This is a genomic window from Cupriavidus necator (assembly GCF_013141915.1).
GTDB lineage: Bacteria > Pseudomonadota > Gammaproteobacteria > Burkholderiales > Burkholderiaceae > Cupriavidus > Cupriavidus necator_B.
This window is the reverse complement of sequence record NZ_SROX01000025.1, coordinates 15,776-35,689: the sequence shown is the minus strand read 5'-3', so window position 1 is coordinate 35,689 and position 19,914 is coordinate 15,776. Positions and strand designations below refer to the sequence as shown.

Here is a 19,914-nt window from a genome sequence, read left to right as displayed (position 1 = left end):
AGGGCGAGAGCGGCCGGATCAGGCGACGACCACGCTGCGGCAGCGAATCGCCATCACCTGCGCCTCGAACGCGCGGGCGGCCGCGCGGGTCAGGCGGGCGCGGCGCGACAGCGCCGGCGTGGCAGGCTGCAATGCGGCGCCGGTGGCGTCAGGCGCCGGGGCCGCTTGGGTCGGACGGATGTCTAGTGACCAGGCCTTGCGGGTGACATGCAGGATGCGGGCGAGCGCTGCCGCATGGGGTGTAGAAGAAAAAGGGACGGTGGCGGTGGCCATGATGACGGGTTCCTCGTTCTTTTGTGTTGCCAGGCGGCCTGCTCAGCCGGGTGGTCCGGTGGCTGCTGTGCGGCGCTGCCCTGTTCTGATTCAACGATAGGCCCGACCGGCCTGGCGCCCTATCCCGTGCGAGCCGATAGTGATGTCGGCTCTGTCCTACACACGGGGCCTGCGCATCACGCATGCGCGCTGATCGCACAAACCGGTTAGCCGACCGCGCGGTCGGCTTGACCATCAGGAACGCGCAGGTGTAATCTGTTCATTCTGCGAATTCAAGTTCGTATATCGAACAAATCGGTCGAGCAGATCGGCTTGGCCGAGGTTCGATCGACGAGTGCCTGCTCCATCCCGATCAAAGCAGACCACGCGCAGACTGCTGGACCGTTCATGAGGCAGCCCACGCTGCCCGCCGCAACGAACATCCTTCCGGCAGGATTACCGGAAACCGTCTTTCATGTGCCGCGGCTTGCGGCCCGCTCCGGTAGCCTGGCGGATCTTCCGACCTGGAACGCAAGTGATCAACAAGCTATATGACACGGTGGAAGCGGCGGTTGCCGGCATCCACGACGGCGCCACCATCCTGACCGGCGGCTTCGGCCTGGCAGGCATGCCCGCGGAACTGATCGACGCGCTGATCGAGCAAGGCGCGCGCGATCTCACCATCGTCAACAACAACGCCGGCAATGGCGACACCGGGCTGGCCGCGCTGCTGAAGACCAAGCGCGTGCGCAAGATCATCTGCTCGTTCCCGCGCCAGGCGGATTCCTACGTGTTCGATTCGCTCTACCACGCCGGCGAGATCGAGCTGGAGCTGGTGCCGCAAGGCAACCTGGCCGAGCGCATCCGCGCCGCCGGCGCCGGCATCGGCGGCTTCTTCACCCGCACCGCCTACGGCACGCCGCTGGCCGAGGGCAAGGAAACGCGCATCATCGACGGCCAGGGCTATGTGTTCGAAACCCCGATCCACGCCGACTTTGCGCTGATCAAGGCCGACACCGCCGACCGCTGGGGCAACCTCACCTACCGCAAGACCGCGCGCAACTTTGGCCCGATCATGGCGATGGCCGCCAAATGCGCCATCGTGCAGGTCAGCCGCGTGGTCGAGCTGGGCGAGATGGATCCCGAACACATCGTGACGCCGGGCCTCTTCGTCAAGCGCGTCGTCAAGGTCGCCTGAGCGCGAATACAGGAGAAACAGCATGCAACGCCTGACCCGCGATCAGATGGCCGCCCGCGTGGCCAAAGACATTCCCGACGGTGCCGTGGTCAACCTCGGCATCGGCCTGCCCACCCTGGTCGGCAACCACCTGCCGGCCGACAAGGAAATCCTGCTGCACAGCGAGAACGGCCTGCTTGGCATGGGCCCCGCGCCCGCGCCCGGCGAGGAAGACGGCGACCTGATCAACGCCGGCAAGCAGCCGGTGACGATCAAGCCGGGCGGCTCGTATTTTCATCACGCCGATTCCTTCGCGATGATGCGCGGCGGCCATCTCGACTTCTGCGTGCTGGGCGCGTTCCAGGTATCGCAGACGGGCGACCTGGCCAACTGGCACACCGGCGCACCGGGCGCCATCCCCGCCGTGGGCGGCGCGATGGACCTGGCGATCGGCGCCAAGCAGGTGTTCGTGATGATGGAGCACCTGACCAAGCAGGGCGAAAGCAAGATCGTGCCGCAATGCACCTATCCGCTGACCGGCATCGGCTGCGTAACGCGCATCTACACTGATCTTGCCACGCTCGACGTGACCGCCGACGGCCTGGTCGCGCGCGACCTGGTCGAGGGCTTGAGCTTCGACGAACTGCAGCGCCTGACCGGCGTGCCGCTGAAGCAGGCGTAAGCGCCGCCATCGATACCCATCACAAAGAGAGAGACACACCATGACCGAAGCCTTTATCTGCGACGCCATCCGCACCCCCATCGGCCGCTACGGCGGCAGCCTGTCCGCGGTGCGCGCGGACGACCTCGGCGCGGTGCCGCTGAAGGCGCTGATGGCGCGCAACCCGGACCTGGACTGGAAGGCCATTGATGACGTGATCTATGGCAACGCCAACCAGGCCGGCGAGGACAACCGCAACGTGGCGCGCATGTCGTCGCTGCTGGCGGGCCTGCCGCAGGACGTGCCGGGCGCCACCATCAACCGCCTGTGCGGCTCGGGCATGGATGCCACCGGCACCGCGGCGCGCGCGATCAAGGCCGGCGAAGCCCACCTGATGATTGCCGGCGGCGTGGAAAGCATGAGCCGGGCCCCGTTCGTGATGGGCAAGGCCACCAGCGCGTTCTCGCGCGATGCGCAGATCTTCGACACCACCATCGGCTGGCGCTTCATCAACCCGGCGATGCGCGCGGCCTACGGCGTCGACTCGATGCCCGAGACCGCCGAGAACGTTGCCACCGACTACAAGATCAGCCGCGAAGACCAGGACCTGATGGCGCTGCGCAGCCAGGAGAAGGCCTCGCGCGCGCAGGCCGACGGCACGCTGGCGCAGGAAATCACCCCGGTCACCATCGCCCAGAAGAAGGGCGACCCGATCGTGGTCGAGCGCGACGAGCACCCGCGCGCCACCAGCATGGAAGCGCTGGCCAAGCTGCGCGGCGTGGTCCGTGCTGACGGCACCGTGACCGCCGGCAATGCCTCGGGCGTGAACGACGGCGCCTGCGCGATCCTGCTGGCCAGCGAAGCCGGCATCAAGCAGCATGGCCTGACCCCGCGCGCGCGCATTGTCGGCATGGCCACCGCCGGCGTGGCGCCGCGCGTGATGGGCATCGGCCCGGCGCCGGCCACGCAGAAGCTGCTCAAGCAACTGGGCATGACGCTGGACCAGATCGACGTGATCGAGCTGAACGAAGCGTTCGCCGCGCAAGGCCTGGCCGTGCTGCGCCAGCTGGGCGTGGCCGACGACGACCAGCGCGTCAACCCGAACGGCGGCGCGATCGCGCTGGGCCACCCGCTCGGCATGAGCGGCGCGCGCCTGGTCACCACCGCGATGTACCAGCTGCACCGCACCGGCGGCCGCTTCGCGCTGTGCACGATGTGCATTGGCGTAGGGCAGGGTATTGCGATGGTGATCGAGCGCGTGTGAGCGCAATCAGATAGCTCTACCGCTTGTTTGCTCCCCTTTCCCGCGCGCGGGAGAGGGGCCGGGGAGAGGGCAGGCGTGCGTCAAGCATGACAGGCCGGCACTCCGTGGCGGCTCCCGCCCTCTCCAACCCTCTCCCGCAAGCGGGAGAGGGAGCAGGACAGCGGTAGTTTTTATTGAGTGAGTCAAAGATGTCCCTCCCCGTAGCCACCCTCGTCACTGGCGGCAGTTCCGGTATCGGCCGCGCCATCTGTGAAATGCTGCTGGCCGATGGCGTGAGCCAGGTGGTCAATGTCGACTACGCCGAACCGGCGTGGTCGCATCCCAACATGACGTTCTTCCAGGCCGACCTGACCGATGCCGAGGCCACCCGCGCCGTGGCCGCGCAGGTCACGGCGCGCTTCGCGGTCACGCGCCTGGTGAACAACGCCGGCGCCACGCGCCCCGGCACCGCCGACAGTGCCACCGTCGCCGACCTGGACTACGTGACCGGCCTGCACCTGCAAGCCCCGCTGCTGCTGCTGCAAGCCTGCCTGCCGGCGATGCGCGCCGCGGGCTTCGGCCGCATCGTCAACATGGCCTCGCGCGCCGCGCTGGGCAAGCCTGAGCGCGTGGTGTACTCGGCCACCAAGGCCGGCCTGATCGGCATGACGCGCACGCTGGCGATGGAACTGGGCGGCGACGGCATTACCGTCAACGCCGTGGCCCCGGGCCCGATCGCCACCGAGCTGTTCCGCAAGAGCAATCCGGAAGGCGCGGAGCAGACCAAGCGCATCCTTGCCAGCATCACCGTCAAGCGCATGGGTACCCCGGAAGACGTCGCGCGCGCCGCGATGTTCTTCCTGTCGCCGGACAACGGCTTCGTCACCGGACAGGTGATGTACGTGTGCGGCGGCACCACGCTGGGCGTTGCGCCGGTGTAAAGCCCGGCCGGCCCGCGACTCAAGCATTCAACAAGAAGAGACGTTAACCAAGCGTCACGCATGGCGGCCCATGAGCGGGCCGCCCACCGGAAGCGCGCATGTGCGCGCCCTTCGTTCGGGAACGGCAATCACGCCATCCAGCACAACCTCCCGCGGTACCCAATCACCGCCGGATCGATATAGCACCGGAGCATTACCGATGAGACAAGATTCCCAGACCTCCACCACGCGCCGCCGCCTGCTTGCCGCCGGCGTGGCGCTGGCCACCACCCTCGCCGGCTTTGCCGGCGCGGCCCATGCACAGGGCGGCTATCCGACCAAGCCAATCACGCTGATCGTGCCGTTCTCGGCCGGCGGCACCACCGACATCCTGGCGCGCATCGTCGGCCTGCAACTGGGCAAGGCGCTGGGCCAGCCGGTGGTGATCGACAACCGTCCGGGCGCGGGCGGCAACATTGGCGCCTCGATCGCCGCCAAGGCCCCGGGCGACGGCTACACGCTGTTCATGGGCACCATCGGCACGCACGCGATCAACCAGTCGCTGTACTCGAAGCTGCCGTACGACCCGGTCAAGGATTTCGCGCCGATCAGCCGCGTGGCGATGGTGCCGAACCTGGTGGTGGCCAACCCCAAGGTGCCGGTCAACAACATCAAGGAACTGATCGCCTACGTCAAGGCCAACCCGGACAAGCTGTCGTACGGCTCGTCGGGCAGCGGCTCGTCGATGCACCTGTCGGGCGAACTGTTCAACTCGATGACCGGCCTGCATATCCAGCACATCCCGTACAAGGGCAGCGCCCCGGCCGTGAACGACCTGCTGGGCAACCAGATCGGCCTGATGTTCGACAACATGCCGTCGTCGTACCCGCACGTGAAGGCGGGCAAGCTGCGCGCGCTGGCCGTGACCTCGGCCAAGCGCTCGCCGGCGCTGCCCAACGTGCCGACCGTGGCCGAATCGGGTGTGCCGGGCTATGAAGCCACCTCGTGGTTCGCGCTGTACGCTACCGGCGGCACGCCGCAGCCCATCGTCGACCGCCTCAATGCCGAGCTGGTCAAGATCCTGGCCATGCCCGAAGTGAAGAAGCAGATGGCCGACCAGGGCGCCGAACCCAACCCGGAAAAGCCGGCCCAGCTGGCCGCCTTCATGAAGTCGGAGACGGCCAAGTGGGCGAAGGTGGTGAAGGCGTCGGGCGCGACGGTGGACTGAGCCTGCGCCAGCGCCTTGCTGTCCAGAGAAGAACCGGCCCATTGGGCCGGTTTTTTTTTATGGCTCGCCGCATTTTCGCCGCGCATGGCTAAGGATTTGCCAGCGCCTGCCGTAAGACAGATTGCGACCCATGCCACCCGCCGCGCCAGCCTGTTGATCCAGATCGATCTTCCCTCGCAGGACACGGTGTAGCATGGCGCGCGCCGCATCGCGGTGCGGTGCCATGCCGCCAGCGCGCGTCCCGGCCGTGGCACCCGTTCAATGACAACAGGGAGAGATCCAGTGAAACACATCAAATCGTGCTGCCTGCTCGGGGCGGCCGCCGCGCTGCTGCTGGCAGGCTGCGCTACCGAGACTTCGACGGCCGTGCCGGTGCAGAAGGTGGAAAGCGCCGCCAGGCCGTACCACGGCGTGCGCACGCCGATCGCCGTCGGCAAGTTCGACAACCGCTCGAACTACATGCGCGGGGTGTTCTCGGACGGCATCGACCGCCTCAGCGGCCAGGCCAAGACCAGCCTGGTGACCCATCTGCAGCAGACCAACCGCTTCAATGTGCTGGAGCGCGAAAACCTTGCGGAAATTCAGCGCGAGGCGGCGATCAAGAACCAGGCGCAGCGCCTCAAGGGCGCCGACTATGTCGTCACCGGCGACATCACCGAATTCGGCCGCAAGGAAGTCGGCGACGTGCAGCTGTTCGGCATTCTTGGCCGCGGCCGCGAGCAGGTGGCCTATGCCAAGGTCAACCTCAACGTCGTCAACATCAATACCTCGGAAGTCGTGTATGCCACGCAGGGCGCGGGCGAATACAAGCTGTCCAACCGCGAGGTGATCGGGTTCGGCGGCACCGCCAGCTACGACTCGACGCTCAATGGCAAGGTGATGGACCTGGCCATGCGCGAGGCAGTGAACAACCTGGTCAGCGCCATCGAGACGGGCGCCTGGAAGCCGGGCCCGCAATAAGCGGCAAGGTCCAACGCAACGAGAACAACAATGAAGAATACGGTCATGCTGCGCCGCGCAGCATTCATGTCAGCCGCCGGCAGCCTGCTGCTCGCTGGCTGCGCGGCACCCAAGCCCATGTATCAGTGGGAGGGCTATCAGGCCCAGGTCTACGAGTATTTCAAGGGCGAATCCAAGGAGGCGCAGATCACCGCCCTGGAAAGCGGCCTGCAGAAGATCAAGGCGCAGAGCGGGTCGGTGCCGCCCGGCTATCACGCCCAGCTTGGCATGCTGTACCTGAACATCGGCAAGGGCGACCAGATGATCAAGGAGTTCCAGACCGAGAAGACCCTGTTCCCGGAGTCCGCGCCCTATATGGATTTCCTGCTCAGGAACGTCAACAGCGACGCCCGCACCGAAATCAAGACCGGCGCCACCGCCGCGGGCAAGGACGCCGGCACCGCAGGGAGGGCCCAATGATGCGCCGACTACTGAGCTATCTCGCAGGCGCGGCCATCGTCCTGCTGTTTGCCGGTTGTGCCGTGCCGAACAAGCAGGTCGATTACGCCGCCTTCAAGTCCAGCCGGCCGCGCTCCATCGTGGTCTTGCCGCCGCAGAATACCTCGCCGGACATCAAGGCCACGTATGCCATGCTGTCGCAGGCCACGTTCCCGCTGGCGGAATCCGGTTACTACGTGTTGCCGGTCGCGCTGGTCGACGAGACCTTCCGGCAGAACGGCCTGACGGTGCCGGACGAGATCCATGCCGTGCCGGTGGCCAAGCTGCGCGAGATCTTCGGCGCCGACGCCGCGCTGTACGTGACCGTGACCGAGTATGGATCGAGGTACCAGATCCTCAGCAGCGTGACCCGGGTGGCGGCGAACGCCAAGCTGGTCGACCTGAAGAATGGAGACGTACTGTGGTCCGGCACGGCGGTGTCGGCCACCGACAGCTCCAGCAGCGGCGGCGGGCTGATCGGCATGCTGATCAGCGCGGCCATCACGCAGGCAATGAACCATACCCTGGACGCCAGCTACACCGTTGCCGGCAGCACCAGCTATCGGCTGCTGGCGGCGGGCCAGCCGGGCGGGCTGCTGTATGGGCCGCGTTCGCCGAAGTACCAGTCGGACTAAGCGGTCACGAGGCGGTGCGCGTCAGCGGATGCAGGCATCGATGTCCCGCCGCAGACGCGCAAACCACCGCCGCAACAGGCGGTCCGACAGCACCGCCGGCAGCGAACCGGCCAGGATCAGGTAAACCTCGCTGCGCGGCAGCCTGGATGCCTTTGCCGGATCGAGCCAGTCGTCGTTGCGGACCAGGCGCAGCAAGGTCTCCATGCCGATCAGCACCGGCCACAGGCACGCCAGCCGCAGCCGGACGAAGCGCGCGCGGATGGCAAGCGTGTACGCCAGCGCCTCATCGAAGTGTTCCAGCGTCTTGCGCACCAGCTCGAACATCAGGGGCCGCGCGCGCGCCGACGCGTCCGGCGCCAGCAGGTCCGGCGCGCGCAAGCCGTGCCGCGCCAGCATCGTCTCCGGCAGGTAGCAGCGGCCAATGCGCAGGTCCTTGCCGCAGTCGCGCAGCACGTTGGTCATCTGCAGCGCCTTGCCGAAGCGAACGCCGCGGCGCAGCATGGTCCCGCTGTCGCCGATCGCCGCCGGTTCGTGGGCGGCGGTCATGTACGTCCAGAATTCGCCCACGCAACCGGCAACCATATAGGTATAGCGATCCAGCGCGTCGCAGTCGCGCAGCGCGGCCACGCGGCCGGAAGCTTCGTCGGGAAACGTGTGCAGGTCGAATTCCATGCCCTCGGTCAGCGTCGACACGATCTGACGTACCGCTTGCCGGTCGGCCGACTGCAGCTGCGTCAGCACGGCAAGCGCGGGCCCCAGCGATTCGAGCAGCAGGCGCTCGTCCGACTGCTCCTGCCGGCCGGCCACTTCCGCGGCGATATCGATGGCAGGAGCCGCGCCCCCGGCGGTGCCGTTGACCTGCTCACGCAGTGACAGCAGCAGCGTCAGCCGCCGCGCCGGCGGGATCAGCGCGGTATCGGCAATGGTGTCGGCCGCACGCGCCAGCAGGTAAGCCAGCCCCACCGGGTCGCGCATGCCGGCGGGCAGCACGCGCAGCGTGAGATAGAACGAACGCGAGACGCCCTTGAGCAGCGGACCGAGAAGGAAAGCCCGGCTGGTGTTGCCCATGGCTGGTGTCCTGTTCCTGAAAGCGGTTTGCGGAATGACGGGCCTGGCTGGCCGTGGTGCCGGGCACGGGGGGCATTGTACAGTTGATGCACAGGGCCTCAGCGATACCTCCAGCTTGACCAGCCTGCGCGAAGCGATAAGAATTTGTGATCGCAGTGCGCCCCTCATTGCCCACGCCTTTTCCCCCCGCCCATGATCCCACCCGTCAGCACCCTCCACGGCCGCCTCAAGATGCAGCACCTGCGGCTGCTGCTGGCGGTGGAAGAACGCGGCTCGCTGCGCCAGGCGGCAGAGGCGCTGACGCTGACGCAGCCCGCGGTCAGCAAGATGCTGCAGGATATGGAAGACCTGCTCGGGGTGCCGCTGTTCGAGCGCCATGCGCGCGGGCTGCGGGCGACCCGCTTCGGGTTGGCGGCAACGCGCTACGCGCGGCTGGTGTTTGCCGATATGGGCGGCCTGCGCGACGAACTGGTGGCGCTGGAATCCGGCAAGATCGGCCGCGTGCGCGTCGGCGCGGTGATGGCGCCGACGCCGGGGTTGCTTGCCGATGTGATTCGCCAGCTCAACCGCGATCATCCGCGGCTGGAGGTGGCGGTGCATGTGGAGACCAGCGACGTGCTGATGCCGCAGCTGGAGCGTGACCAGCTCGATATCGTGCTGGGGCGCGTGCCGGATGGCTGGGACAGCAGCGGCCTCGCATTCGAGCAGCTGGGCGACGAGGGCCTGGCCATCGTGGTCGGGCCGCAGCATCCGCTGGCGCGCCGGCGCAAGCTGTCGTTCGCGGAGCTGACGCGCTACCCGTGGATCATGCAGCCGCGCCCGAGCCCGATGCGGGCGCTGATCGACCGCTCGTTCGAGGATGCCGGCGTGCCCGCGCCGCCATCGACCATCGAGACCGCGGCGGTGCTGATGACCACCTCGTTGCTGGCGGACAGCGAACTGATCGCGGTGTTGCCGGAGTCGGTCGCGGCCTACTATGGCCGGCTGGGCGCGCTGGCGCTGCTGCCCCTGCCCCTGCCGCGCAAGCTCGGGCCGTATGGCATCGTCACGCGGCGCGGCCGCCCGCCGACCGCATCGATGAGCCTGCTGATCGATGCGTTGCGGGCGTTGTCGCGGTAGGGCTCAGTCGGGCGAGCCCGGCAGCTTGCCGTCGACGCGCCACGCGTGGCGCCGCGGGCTGTCCGGGCGCAGCGACGCGGGCAGCAGGGCGGCCGGCATGTCCTGGTAGCTGACCGGGCGCAGGAAGCGCGCGATGGCCAGGCTGCCGACCGAGGTGCTGCGGCCATCCGAGGTGGCCGGCCACGGCCCGCCATGCACCATCGCATGCCCGACTTCCACCCCCGTGCCGAAGCCGTTGACCAGGATGCGTCCCGCCAGCCGTTCGAGCGCGGGCAGGAACGCGCGGGCGGCGTCGTGGTCGGCCTCGTCGAGATGCAGCGCAGCGGTCAGCTGGCCTTCCAGGGCGTCGATGACACGCTGCATTCCAGCAAGGTCGCGGCAGCGCACGACCAACGCGGCGGCGCCGAAGACTTCGTGCCGCAGCGCGGGGTCGGCCAGGAAAGCTCCGGCGTCGGTGGCGAACAGCGCGGCCTGTCCCTGCGTGGCCGCGCCGGCTGCGCCGCGGGCCACGGTATGCACCTGCGCATGGCTGGCAAGCGACGCGACGCCGGCGCAATAGGCGCGATGGATGCCGGGCGTCAGCATCGTCGCCGCCGGCAGCGTGGCCAGCCGTGCCGACGCGGCCTGCAGGAAGCGCTCCAGATCGTCGCCCGCCACCGCCAGCACCAGGCCGGGATTGGTGCAGAACTGCCCCGCTCCCAATGTCAGCGAATCGGCGAAGGCGGTGCCGATGGCCTCGGCGCGGCTGGCCAGCGCATGCGGGAACAGCAGCACCGGGTTGACGCTGCTCATCTCGGCATAGACCGGGATCGGTTCGGCGCGCGCGGCCGCGATCGCCATCAGCGCCATGCCGCCGGCGCGCGAGCCGGTGAAGCCGACGGCCTTGATGCGCGGGTCCGCCACCAGTCCTTGCCCGACCTCCAGGCCGGCATCGAACAGCAGCGAGAAGGTGCCTTCGGGCAGGTCCAGGTCGTCAACGGCCTGGCGGATCGCGCGGCCCACCAGTTCCGACGTGCCGGGATGCGCCGGATGCGCCTTGACGATGACCGGGCAACCGGCGGCCAGCGCCGATGCGGTATCACCGCCCGCCACCGAGAACGCCAGCGGGAAATTGCTCGCGCCGAACACCGCGACCGGGCCCAGCGGGATATGGCGCAGGCGCAGGTCCGAGCGCGGCAGCGGCTTGCGATCGGGTTGGGCCGGATCAACGCGCAGCTCAAGGAAATCGCCCTGTCGCAGCAGGTTGGCGAACAGGCGCAACTGGCCCACGGTGCGGCCGCGCTCGCCTTCGATGCGGGCGCGCGGCAGGCCGGACTCGGCGACGCAGCGATCGATGAGGGCATCGCCGAGCGCCACGATGTTGGCGGCGATGGCCTCGAGGAAATCGGCGCGGCGTTCGGGCGCGGTCTCGCGGTAGGCGTCAAACGCCTGCCAGGCGAGGGCGCAGGCGTGGTCGAGCTGCTGGGGCGTAGCGCCGCCGAAGGTGGGTTCCAGCGTGGCGCCGGTGGCAGCGTCGATGGCGTGCAGGGTGCCATGGGTGCCGCGTGGCGCTTGGCGGCCGATCAGGAGGTTGCCGGTGAGGGTCATGGTTGGATTTGGGAAGGCGTTGTCATGTGTGCTTTCAGAAGGAGGGGGCATGCAAAGCGCCGTCACTTCGTGGAGGGCTCCGGCCCTCACCCAACCCTCTCCCGCAAGCGGGAGAGGGGAGAGGGCCAGCGTCCCTCGATGCGAGGCGCCGGAATGAGCGAAACCCTCACCGCCCCCACCGCAACACCATCGGATCCAGCCGGCGCGCAATCCGCATCAGTCCTTCACGCGTGGCCGGGTGCATCGGCTGCAGCGGATGCCGCACCGCGTCCGACGCGATCACGCCGCCTTCCTGCATCAGCACCTTGCTGGTGGCCAGCCAGCCCTGGCGGTTTTCGTAGTTGATCAGCGGCAGCCATTGCTGGTAGCGCTGCGCCGCCAGCTCGGCATCGCCCGCCTGCCAGGCATCGAGGATCTGGCGGATGCCGTCGGGAAAGCCCGCGCCGGTCATGGCGCCGGTGGCGCCCGCTTCCAGGTCGGCCATCAGCGTGATGGCCTCTTCGCCGTCCCACGGGCCGACGATGGCGTCGCCGCCCAGCTCGATCAGCTCGCGCAGCTTGGCCGCGGCCTGCGGCACCTCGATCTTGAAGTAGGACACATTGCCGATCTCGCGCGCCATGCGCGCCAGGAACGGCGCGCTCAGCGTGGTGCCGCTGACCGGCGCGTCCTGGATCATGATGGGAATGTCGATGGCGTCCGAGACGGTGGCGAAGAACTCGTAGATGCCGCGCTCGGGCATGCGGATGGTGGCGCCGTGGTAGGGCGGCATCACCATCACCATGGCCGCGCCCGCGTCCTGCGCCGCGCGGCTGCGCTCGGCGCACAGGCGCGAGCTGAAATGCGTGGTGGTGACGATCACCGGCACGCGGCCGTCCACATGTTCGAGCACGGTCCGCATCAGCACGTTGCGCTCGTCGTCGCTCAGCACGAACTGCTCGGAGAAGTTGGCGAGGATGCACAGCCCGTGCGAACCGGCATCGATCATGAAGTCGATGCAGCGGCGCTGGCCGTCCAGGTCAAGCCCGCCTTGTGCGTCGAAGATGGTGGGCGCCACCGGGAATACGCCGCGGTAGACGGTGGGGGCGGGGCTGCGGGTCATGGTCTCTCTCCGGCTGTCGATCAATGGGTCGGGCCAATATACGAGCCGTCCGGCGGCCTGTATATTGAAACCTTTCCATCTGGTGATCGCTTTTGCGACTCACTGACAGGCCATGAAATCCACGCTCGAAACCCTGACGGGCCGCCTGCGGGTAAAGCAGCTGCAGTTGCTGATCGCGCTGGACGAACATGCCTCGCTGCACCAGGCGGCCGCCGCCATGGCAATGACCCAGTCAGCGGCCAGCAAGTCGCTGCAGGAGCTGGAAAGCATGCTCGAGGCGCCGTTGTTCGAGCGCTCCCGCCGTGGCATGCGGCCCAACGCCTTCGGCCATTGCGTGATCCGGCACGCACGCCAGCTGGTGGCTGACCTGGGCGCGATGTGCGACGAGGTGGCCGGCATCCGCGCCGGCAGCGGCGGGCGCGTCGCCGTCGGCGCCATCATGGGCGCGGTGCCCGACGTGCTGGTGCCGGCGCTGGCGCAGTTGCGCCAGGCGCACCCGGAGCTGGCGCTGGAAGTCATCGAAGACACCAGTCGCCGCCTGCTGGAACTGCTCGATGACGGGCACCTGGACTTGGTCATCGGCCGCTCGCTGGTCAGCGACGAGCCGGCCCGATACCACTACCACCCGCTCGGCGACGAGCAGGTGGCGGTGGTGGTGGGCCGCGCGCATCCCGCGCCGCGCGTGGCCGCGATGGGGTTTGCCGACCTCGCCGGCTATCGCTGGATTACGTATGCCGGCCACATGCCGATGCATGCCCTGCTGCAGCGCGAACTGGATCTTGCCGGCATCAGCTTTCCGGCCAATGCGGTGTCCACCTCGTCGGCGTTCGTCACGGTGGCGATGCTGCAGGACGACCCCGGCCTGGTGTCGCTGCTGCCAGCCGGCGTGGCCACCCTGTTCGTGCGCCAGAAGATGCTGCGCATCCTGCCGGTGCGGCTGCAGTCGCGCCAGCAGACTTTCGGCATCGTCACGCGGCGCGGCGGCGGCCTGTCTGCCGCGGCGCGGCAGTTGGTCGCTATCCTGAAAGCGGGCCCGCGCGGGCCGGGTGCGGCGGATGCCAAGGTATAACGTCAGGTGATCGCCAGTTCAAAAAACATCAGTAGTAGCGAATCGCTGATGCTCCTATAGTCTGGCCATCCGCGCCGCAGAGCCCGGACAGCAAACGACGGAGACAGCAATGAAGACATGGATCGCCGGCGCACTCGCCGGCCTGGCCACGGTGGCGGCCGCAACGGGCTCGGCCATGGCCCAGGACACGCGGCCGGTGCGGATGATGGTGGGCGCCGCGCCGGGCGGCGGCACCGACGTGATGGCGCGCATCGTCTCCGACAAGCTCGCCGCGCAGCTGAAGCAGCCGGTGGTGGTGGACAACCGCCCGGGCGCGTCCAACACCATTGCCGCGGACATTACCGCCAAGGCGCCGGCGGACGGCAACACGCTGCTGATGGGCGTGGTCACCTCGCAGGCGATCGCGCCGCACCTGCTCAAGCTGCAGTTCGACCCGCTCAAGGACTTGGTCCCGGTGGCGCTGGTATCGACCGTGCCCAATGTGCTGGTGGTCAACAACCAGGTGCCGGCGCGCGACGTCAAGGCGCTGGTGGCGCAGATCCAGGCCAGTCCGGACAAGTTCCGCTACAGCTCGTCCGGGGTCGGCAGTACCCAGCACCTGGCCGGCGCGGCCTTTGCGCGCCAGATCCAGGGCAAGCTGCTCCATGTGCCGTACAAGAGCAGCAGCAGCGCGCTGGTGGACCTGATGGGCGGGCAAGTGGACATGAGCTTCGAGACCATGCCGTCGGTCATCAGCCATATCAAGGCCGGCAAGCTGCGCGCGCTGGCGGTGACCGCCGACAAGCGTTCCGCGCTGCTGCCCAACGTGCCGACGCTGGCGGAAGCGGGCGTGCCCGGCATCCAGATGAGCGCGTGGTACGGCGTCTATGCGCCGGCCGGCACGCCGCCCGCGGCGCTGCAGAAGCTGGGCAGCGCGCTCGCCACGGTGATCAAGGATCCCGACACGGTGCGCCGGCTGGCCGACGTGGGCGCGGTACCCGGCACGCTGACCGCGGCGCAGTTCGACGCGTTCTCGCGGGCCGAATATGCGCGCTATGGCAAGCTCATCGCCGAACTGGGCGTCAAGCTCGACCAGTAATCCTACGGAAGCCTCATGCATTCCCGACCAAGAATCGCCATGGTGCTGGGCGACCCCGCCGGCATCGGTCCTGAACTGATCGCGCGGCTGCTGGCCGACGCCGGCACGGCCGCGCAGGCCGACATCCTGCTGATCGCCGACCGCGACGAATGGCGCCACGGCATGCGGATCGCAGGCGTCGAGCTGGCGCTGGCCGAGACCGACGTGCCCGCCTTTGCCGACGACGGCAAGCCGCGCCTGTACCACTGGCAGCTGCCGGGGCGTCCGGCTTTTCCGCGCGGCGCGGCCAGTGCCGACGGCGGGCGCTACAGCCTCGGCACGCTGGCGCTGGCACTGCAGCTGGCGCAGGCGGGCCAGGCCGATGCGATCCTGTTCGGACCGCTCAACAAGAGCTCGCTGCATGCCGCCGGCATGGCCCACAGCGACGAGCTGCACTGGTTCGCCGAGCAGCTTGGCTACCACGGCAATTTCTGCGAGTTCAATGTGCTCGACGGGCTGTGGACCTCGCGCGTGACCTCGCATGTCGCGCTCAAGGACGTGCCGGCGATGATCACGCCCGACCGCGTGGGCGGCGCCATCGACCTGATCGACCAGGCGCTGCGCCGCGCCGGCATGGCCAGCCCGCGCATCGCCGTGTGCGGCCTGAACCCGCACAACGGCGACAACGGCGCCTTCGGCCGCGAAGAGATCGACGTGATCGCGCCCGCCGTGGCCGCGGCGCGCGAACGCGGCGTCCATGCGGACGGCCCGTTCCCGGCCGACACCATCTTCCTGAAGGTGCAGGGCGGGCCGTCGCAGCGGCAGTTCGATGCCATCGTCACCATGTACCACGACCAGGGCCAGATCGGCATCAAGCTGATGGGGTTCTCGCGCGGCGTGACGGTGCAGGGCGGGTTGCCGGTGCCGATCACCACGCCCGCGCACGGCACCGCCTTCGACATCACGCAGCAGGGCCGCGCGGATCCGGGCGCCACGCTGCAGGCCTTCCACATTGCCTGCAGCATGGGTGCGCAGCGGCGCGCCACCGCCCAAGCCTAGCCAACCTAACCTGCAATCCATACCGCAACAGGCAAGACCGCCTCCGGCGCGGCCGGGGCGCGCTCGCGCCAACGCATTGCCATCAGGAGTTGAACATGAAGATCACCAACGTCCGCGCCCGCGTCTTCGAATGGAAGGGCAAGACTGTGCCGCCGCAAGCGCATTTCTGCACCAACGCCACCGATATCCTCTACGAGCGCGGCGACGCCATGGGCTCGTTCCGCTTCCATGGCTGGATGGTGGTCGAGATCGAGACCGATACCGGCCTGGTCGGCATCGGCAATTGCGCGCTGGCGCCGCGCGTGGCCAAGCAGATCGTCGACCAGTACCTGGCGCCGGTGGTGATCGGCCAGGACCCGTTCGACAACGAATACCTGTGGCAGAAGATGTACCGACGCACCCATGCCTGGGGCAGAAAGGGCATCGGCATGGCGGCGATCTCTGCGGTGGACATCGCGCTGTGGGACCTGATGGGCAAGGCCGTCGGCAAGCCGGTGTTCAAGCTGCTGGGCGGGCGCACCAAGGAGAAGATCTGGTGCTATGCCTCCAAGCTCTACAACAACGATGACCGCGACGCCTTTCTCGCCGAAGCGCAAGGCTACCTCGACCAGGGCTTCACCGCGATGAAGATGCGCTTCGGCTACGGTCCCAAGGACGGCCCGGCCGGCATGCAGAAGAACATCGAGCAGGTGCGCCTGCTGCGCGAGCTGGTGGGCGACGGCGTCGACATCATGCTCGAGTGCTACATGGGCTGGACCCTGGAATACGCGCGCCGCATGCTGCCGCGTTTGGCCGAGTTCAACCCGCGCTGGCTCGAAGAGCCGGTGATCGCCGACGATATCGAAGGCTATGTCGAGCTGAAGAAGGCGAGTCCGTTCCCGATTTCGGGCGGCGAACACGAGTTCACCTCGTACGGCTTCAAGGACCTGCTGGAGCGCCGCGCGGTCGACGTGATCCAGTACGACACCAACCGTGTCGGCGGCATCACCGCGGCGCAGAAGATCAACGCCATGGCCGAGGCCTGGTCGGTGCCGGTGATCCCGCATGCCGGACAGATGCACAACTACCACCTGACCATGGCGTCGACCGCGTCGCCGATGGCCGAGTACTTCCCGGTGCACGACGTCGAGGTCGGCAACGAGCTGTTCTACTACATCTTCAAGGGCGACCCCGCGCCGGACAACGGCTACCTGCAGCTGGACGACAACCTGCCGGGGCTGGGGCTGGAGCTGAATCCGGCGTACTTCGACCAGTTCGACATTCTCGGCTGAAGGCTGTCGCCCGCACGTGCCGGCTCACGCCGGCGCGTGCCCGCCATAGATGGCCTGCGCGGCTTCGCGCAGCGCCTCGGCGACCAGCAGCGCGCCGGGCGACATCAGGCGGTCGGTCGGCGTGATCAGGCCGAAGTCGTCCATATGGCAGGGCATCGCCATCGGCAAGATTTCCACCATGCCGAACGCGGCGTAGTACTGCGCCACGTCGGCGGTCAGCACCGCGATCATGTCCGACTGCGTCACCATGCGTGTCAGGAACAGCAGCGCGGCGGTCTCGACCACATTGTCCGGCGGCGCCAGGCTGGCGCGCTGGAACATCAGCTCGAAGCGGTGGCGCAGCACGGTGCCGGCCGGCGGGATCAGCCAGGCAGCGTCCGTGGCATCGGCCAGCGACAGGCCGGCGACGGCCAGCATCGGATGGCCGGGCCGCACCACCGCGCACACCGGCTCTTGCGCCATCGGCTCGTAGCGCAGCCGCCCCTTGTCGTGTTCCGGGAACAGGCGTGCCACCACCATGTCGAGCTTTTCCTGTCCGAGGCGGTCGAGCAACACGTTGCTGTTGTCGATGTCGACCGACACCCGCAGGCCCGGATAGCGCGCCTTGACCTGCGCGATCGCCGCCGGCAGCAGCCGCACGCCCGGCGAAGTGATGGCGCCGATCGCCACATGGCCGAGCCGCCCGGCCTTCAGCGCCAATACCTCTTCCCGCGCCTGGTTCAGGCTGCCGACCACCGCGCGCGCGTGCCGGATCATCGCGCGGCCGTAGTCGGTCGGTGCCATGCCGCGCGGCAGGCGCTCGAACAGCGGCACCGCCAGCAGTTCCTCCAGCTCGCGCAGCAGCCTGGACGCCGCCGGCTGCGTCATCGCCAGCCGCTCGGCCGCGCGGTGGATGCTGCCCTCGTCGGCCACGGCGAGCAGCAGCAATAGCTGGCGGGTCTTGAGGCGGGTGTGGTTGTGCCAGCTCGGCACGGCTTCGGGGGCCGGGGATGTCGCGAGGGAAGGAAGGGGGGCAGGCATGGCTAGGGTTAGTACTGATGCCGAAATCGATATGGCAACGGGCGAACTCTTCATTAGTAGCATATCGGCAAGCTGCATACACTGCGTCCCACAAAACACAACGACCGGAGACAGCGTGGTGCCGCGCCGCCGCAGCGCCATGCCGCTGGATCCGTCGTCCCTGCCATTCCCGCCGCCGCCCTGGCGGCCCTGCACCAGGAACAACATGTCGGATTCCAACGACAAGCAACGCAAGCCGCTGCGCTCGACCGCGTGGTTCGGCACCGCCGACAAGAACGGCTTCATGTACCGCAGCTGGATGAAGAACCAGGGCATCCCCGACCATGCCTTCGACGGGCGTCCCGTGATCGGCATCTGCAATACGTGGTCGGAACTGACCCCCTGCAACGCGCACTTCCGCAAGCTGGCCGAGCACGTCAAGCGCGGCGTGTATGAGGCGGGCGGTTTCCCGGTCGAATTCCCGGTGTTCTCCAACGGCGAATCCAACCTGCGCCCGACCGCGATGCTGACCCGCAACCTGGCCGCGATGGATGTCGAGGAAGCGATCCGCGGCAACCCCATCGACGCCGTGGTGCTGCTGACCGGCTGCGACAAGACTACGCCCGCGCTGCTGATGGGCACGGCCAGCTGCGACGTGCCGGCCATCGTCGTCACCGGCGGGCCGATGCTCAACGGCAAGCTCGACGGCAAGGACATCGGCTCGGGCACCGCGGTATGGCAGCTGCATGAATCGCTCAAGGCGGGCGAGATCAACCTGCACCAGTTCCTGTCGGCAGAGGCCGGCATGTCGCGCTCGGCCGGCACCTGCAACACCATGGGCACGGCCTCGACCATGGCCTGCATGGCCGAGGCGCTTGGCACCTCGCTGCCGCACAACGCGGCGATTCCCGCAGTGGACGCGCGCCGCTACGTGCTGGCGCACATGTCCGGTATCCGCATCGTCGAGATGGCGCGCGAGGACCTGACGCTGTCGAAGATCCTGACGCGCCAGGCGTTCGAGAACGCGATCCGCGTCAATGCCGCGATCGGCGGCTCGACCAATGCGGTGATCCACCTGAAGGCGATCGCGGGACGCATCGGCGTGCCGCTGGAACTGGAAGACTGGAGCACGGTGGGGCGCGACACGCCGACCATTGTCGACCTGATGCCGTCGGGCCGCTTCCTGATGGAAGAGTTCTACTATGCCGGCGGCCTGCCCGCGGTGTTGCGCCGCCTGGGCGAGGCGGGCTTGCTGCCGCACCCGGGCGCGCTGACCGCCAACGGCAAGGCGATCTGGGACAACGTCAGGGATGCGCCGATCACCAATGATGAAGTCATCCGCCCGCTCGATCAGCCGCTGATCCGCGACGGCAGCATCCGCATCCTGCGCGGCAACCTGTCCCCGCGCGGCGCCGTGCTCAAGCCTTCGGCCGCCACGCCGAAGCTGCTGCGCCACCGCGGCCGCGCGGTGGTGTTCGAGAACCTGGAGCATTACAAGGAACGCATCGTCGACGAGTCGCTCGAGGTCGACGAGAACTCGGTGCTGGTGCTCAAGCGCTGCGGGCCGCGCGGCTACCCGGGCATGGCCGAGGTCGGCAACATGGGCCTGCCGCCCAAGCTGCTGCGCCAGGGCGTCAAGGACATGGTGCGCATCTCCGACGCGCGCATGAGCGGCACCGCCTACGGCACGGTGGTGCTGCACGTGGCGCCGGAAGCGGCCGCGGGCGGTCCGCTCGCGATCGTGCGCGACGGCGACTGGATCGAGCTCGATTGCGAGGCCGGGCGCCTGCATCTCGATATCGACGATGCCGAGTTCGCGCGCCGCATGGCCGAGGTGCAGCCACTGGAGGCACCCGCGGACGGCGGCTATCGCAAGCTGTACGTCAACCACGTGCTGCAGGCCGACGAAGGGTGCGACCTCGACTTCCTGGTGGGTTGCCGCGGCCGCGAGGTGCCGCGCCATTCGCACTGAGCCATTGCACCAACCCCCCCGGCTGCCTGCAGCCGGCTATGACAAAGACAAGGAGACTACG

Annotated in this window: 19 protein-coding genes; 14 read left to right on the top strand and 5 right to left on the bottom strand. The window is 68.2% G+C overall.

Features of this window, described 5'->3' with window-relative positions; genetic code table 11:
* Nucleotides 1-18: 18 nt before the first annotated feature.
* Nucleotides 19-273, bottom strand: a complete 255-nt coding sequence (locus tag E5S69_RS29780) for a hypothetical protein (RefSeq protein ID WP_171518022.1) — start codon at nt 271-273, stop codon at nt 19-21.
* Nucleotides 274-787: 514 nt separating this feature from the next.
* Between E5S69_RS29780 and E5S69_RS29775 the strand changes: the two genes are divergently transcribed.
* The 8 genes from E5S69_RS29775 (at nt 788) to E5S69_RS29740 (ending at nt 7,553) form a co-directional block, all read left to right on the top strand.
* Nucleotides 788-1,450 carry a 3-oxoacid CoA-transferase subunit A gene (locus E5S69_RS29775; RefSeq protein ID WP_171518021.1) on the top strand — a complete coding sequence of 221 codons (663 nt, stop codon included), beginning with the start codon at nt 788-790 and terminating at the stop codon, nt 1,448-1,450.
* A 22-nt stretch (nt 1,451-1,472) separates the two neighbouring features.
* A complete protein-coding gene (locus tag E5S69_RS29770; protein ID WP_171518020.1) occupies nt 1,473-2,111 on the top strand; it encodes a CoA transferase subunit B in 639 nt (212 codons plus the stop codon).
* Between the two features lie 40 nt (nt 2,112-2,151).
* Entirely contained in the window at nt 2,152-3,354 is a 1,203-nt protein-coding gene (gene pcaF, locus E5S69_RS29765; protein WP_171518019.1) for a 3-oxoadipyl-CoA thiolase, read from the top strand.
* A 188-nt stretch (nt 3,355-3,542) separates the two neighbouring features.
* Nucleotides 3,543-4,274, top strand: a complete 732-nt coding sequence (locus E5S69_RS29760) for an SDR family NAD(P)-dependent oxidoreductase (protein ID WP_171518018.1) — start codon at nt 3,543-3,545, stop codon at nt 4,272-4,274.
* A 199-nt stretch (nt 4,275-4,473) separates the two neighbouring features.
* Complete coding sequence (locus E5S69_RS29755; RefSeq protein ID WP_171518017.1) at nt 4,474-5,481, top strand: Bug family tripartite tricarboxylate transporter substrate binding protein; 1,008 nt, start codon at nt 4,474-4,476, stop codon at nt 5,479-5,481.
* 291 nt (nt 5,482-5,772) lie between these two features.
* Nucleotides 5,773-6,441, top strand: a complete 669-nt coding sequence (locus tag E5S69_RS29750) for a CsgG/HfaB family protein (RefSeq protein WP_336510623.1) — start codon at nt 5,773-5,775, stop codon at nt 6,439-6,441.
* A 30-nt stretch (nt 6,442-6,471) separates the two neighbouring features.
* Entirely contained in the window at nt 6,472-6,900 is a 429-nt protein-coding gene (locus tag E5S69_RS29745; protein ID WP_171518015.1) for a DUF4810 domain-containing protein, read from the top strand.
* A complete protein-coding gene (locus E5S69_RS29740; RefSeq protein WP_171518014.1) occupies nt 6,897-7,553 on the top strand; it encodes a DUF799 domain-containing protein in 657 nt (218 codons plus the stop codon). The genes E5S69_RS29745 and E5S69_RS29740 overlap by 4 nt, the downstream gene beginning before the upstream one ends.
* A 21-nt stretch (nt 7,554-7,574) precedes the next feature.
* Here the strand turns inward: E5S69_RS29740 and E5S69_RS29735 are convergent, their stop codons facing one another.
* A complete protein-coding gene (locus tag E5S69_RS29735; RefSeq protein WP_171518013.1) occupies nt 7,575-8,621 on the bottom strand; it encodes a phytoene/squalene synthase family protein in 1,047 nt (348 codons plus the stop codon).
* A gap of 192 nt (nt 8,622-8,813) precedes the next feature.
* On the opposite strand from E5S69_RS29735, the gene E5S69_RS29730 reads away from it, so the two are divergent.
* Nucleotides 8,814-9,740 carry a LysR family transcriptional regulator gene (locus E5S69_RS29730; protein ID WP_171518012.1) on the top strand — a complete coding sequence of 309 codons (927 nt, stop codon included), beginning with the start codon at nt 8,814-8,816 and terminating at the stop codon, nt 9,738-9,740.
* A 3-nt stretch (nt 9,741-9,743) separates the two neighbouring features.
* Here E5S69_RS29730 and E5S69_RS29725 read toward each other — a convergent pair whose 3' ends face one another.
* Together E5S69_RS29725 and E5S69_RS29720 are read right to left on the bottom strand one after the other, a co-directional pair.
* Complete coding sequence (locus E5S69_RS29725; protein WP_171518011.1) at nt 9,744-11,327, bottom strand: aldehyde dehydrogenase (NADP(+)); 1,584 nt, start codon at nt 11,325-11,327, stop codon at nt 9,744-9,746.
* A 166-nt stretch (nt 11,328-11,493) separates the two neighbouring features.
* On the bottom strand, nt 11,494-12,426 hold the full coding sequence (locus tag E5S69_RS29720; RefSeq protein ID WP_171518010.1) for a dihydrodipicolinate synthase family protein: 933 nt from the start codon (nt 12,424-12,426) through the stop codon (nt 11,494-11,496).
* Nucleotides 12,427-12,538: 112 nt separating this feature from the next.
* On the opposite strand from E5S69_RS29720, the gene E5S69_RS29715 reads away from it, so the two are divergent.
* The 4 genes from E5S69_RS29715 (at nt 12,539) to E5S69_RS29700 (ending at nt 16,882) form a co-directional block, all read left to right on the top strand.
* Complete coding sequence (locus tag E5S69_RS29715) at nt 12,539-13,495, top strand: LysR substrate-binding domain-containing protein (protein WP_171518009.1); 957 nt, start codon at nt 12,539-12,541, stop codon at nt 13,493-13,495.
* A 109-nt stretch (nt 13,496-13,604) separates the two neighbouring features.
* Nucleotides 13,605-14,573: a Bug family tripartite tricarboxylate transporter substrate binding protein gene (locus E5S69_RS29710; protein ID WP_171518008.1), complete on the top strand. Its 969-nt coding sequence runs from the start codon at nt 13,605-13,607 to the stop codon at nt 14,571-14,573.
* 15 nt (nt 14,574-14,588) lie between these two features.
* Complete coding sequence (locus tag E5S69_RS29705; RefSeq protein ID WP_171518007.1) at nt 14,589-15,611, top strand: 4-hydroxythreonine-4-phosphate dehydrogenase PdxA; 1,023 nt, start codon at nt 14,589-14,591, stop codon at nt 15,609-15,611.
* A 95-nt stretch (nt 15,612-15,706) separates the two neighbouring features.
* Complete coding sequence (locus E5S69_RS29700; RefSeq protein WP_171518006.1) at nt 15,707-16,882, top strand: L-rhamnonate dehydratase; 1,176 nt, start codon at nt 15,707-15,709, stop codon at nt 16,880-16,882.
* A 24-nt stretch (nt 16,883-16,906) separates the two neighbouring features.
* Here E5S69_RS29700 and E5S69_RS29695 read toward each other — a convergent pair whose 3' ends face one another.
* Nucleotides 16,907-17,902 (bottom strand): LysR family transcriptional regulator, encoded by a 996-nt coding sequence (locus E5S69_RS29695; protein ID WP_171518005.1) that lies wholly within the window; start codon nt 17,900-17,902, stop codon nt 16,907-16,909.
* 205 nt (nt 17,903-18,107) lie between these two features.
* On the opposite strand from E5S69_RS29695, the gene E5S69_RS29690 reads away from it, so the two are divergent.
* Entirely contained in the window at nt 18,108-19,853 is a 1,746-nt protein-coding gene (locus tag E5S69_RS29690; protein WP_171518004.1) for an IlvD/Edd family dehydratase, read from the top strand.
* Nucleotides 19,854-19,914 lie beyond the last annotated feature (61 nt).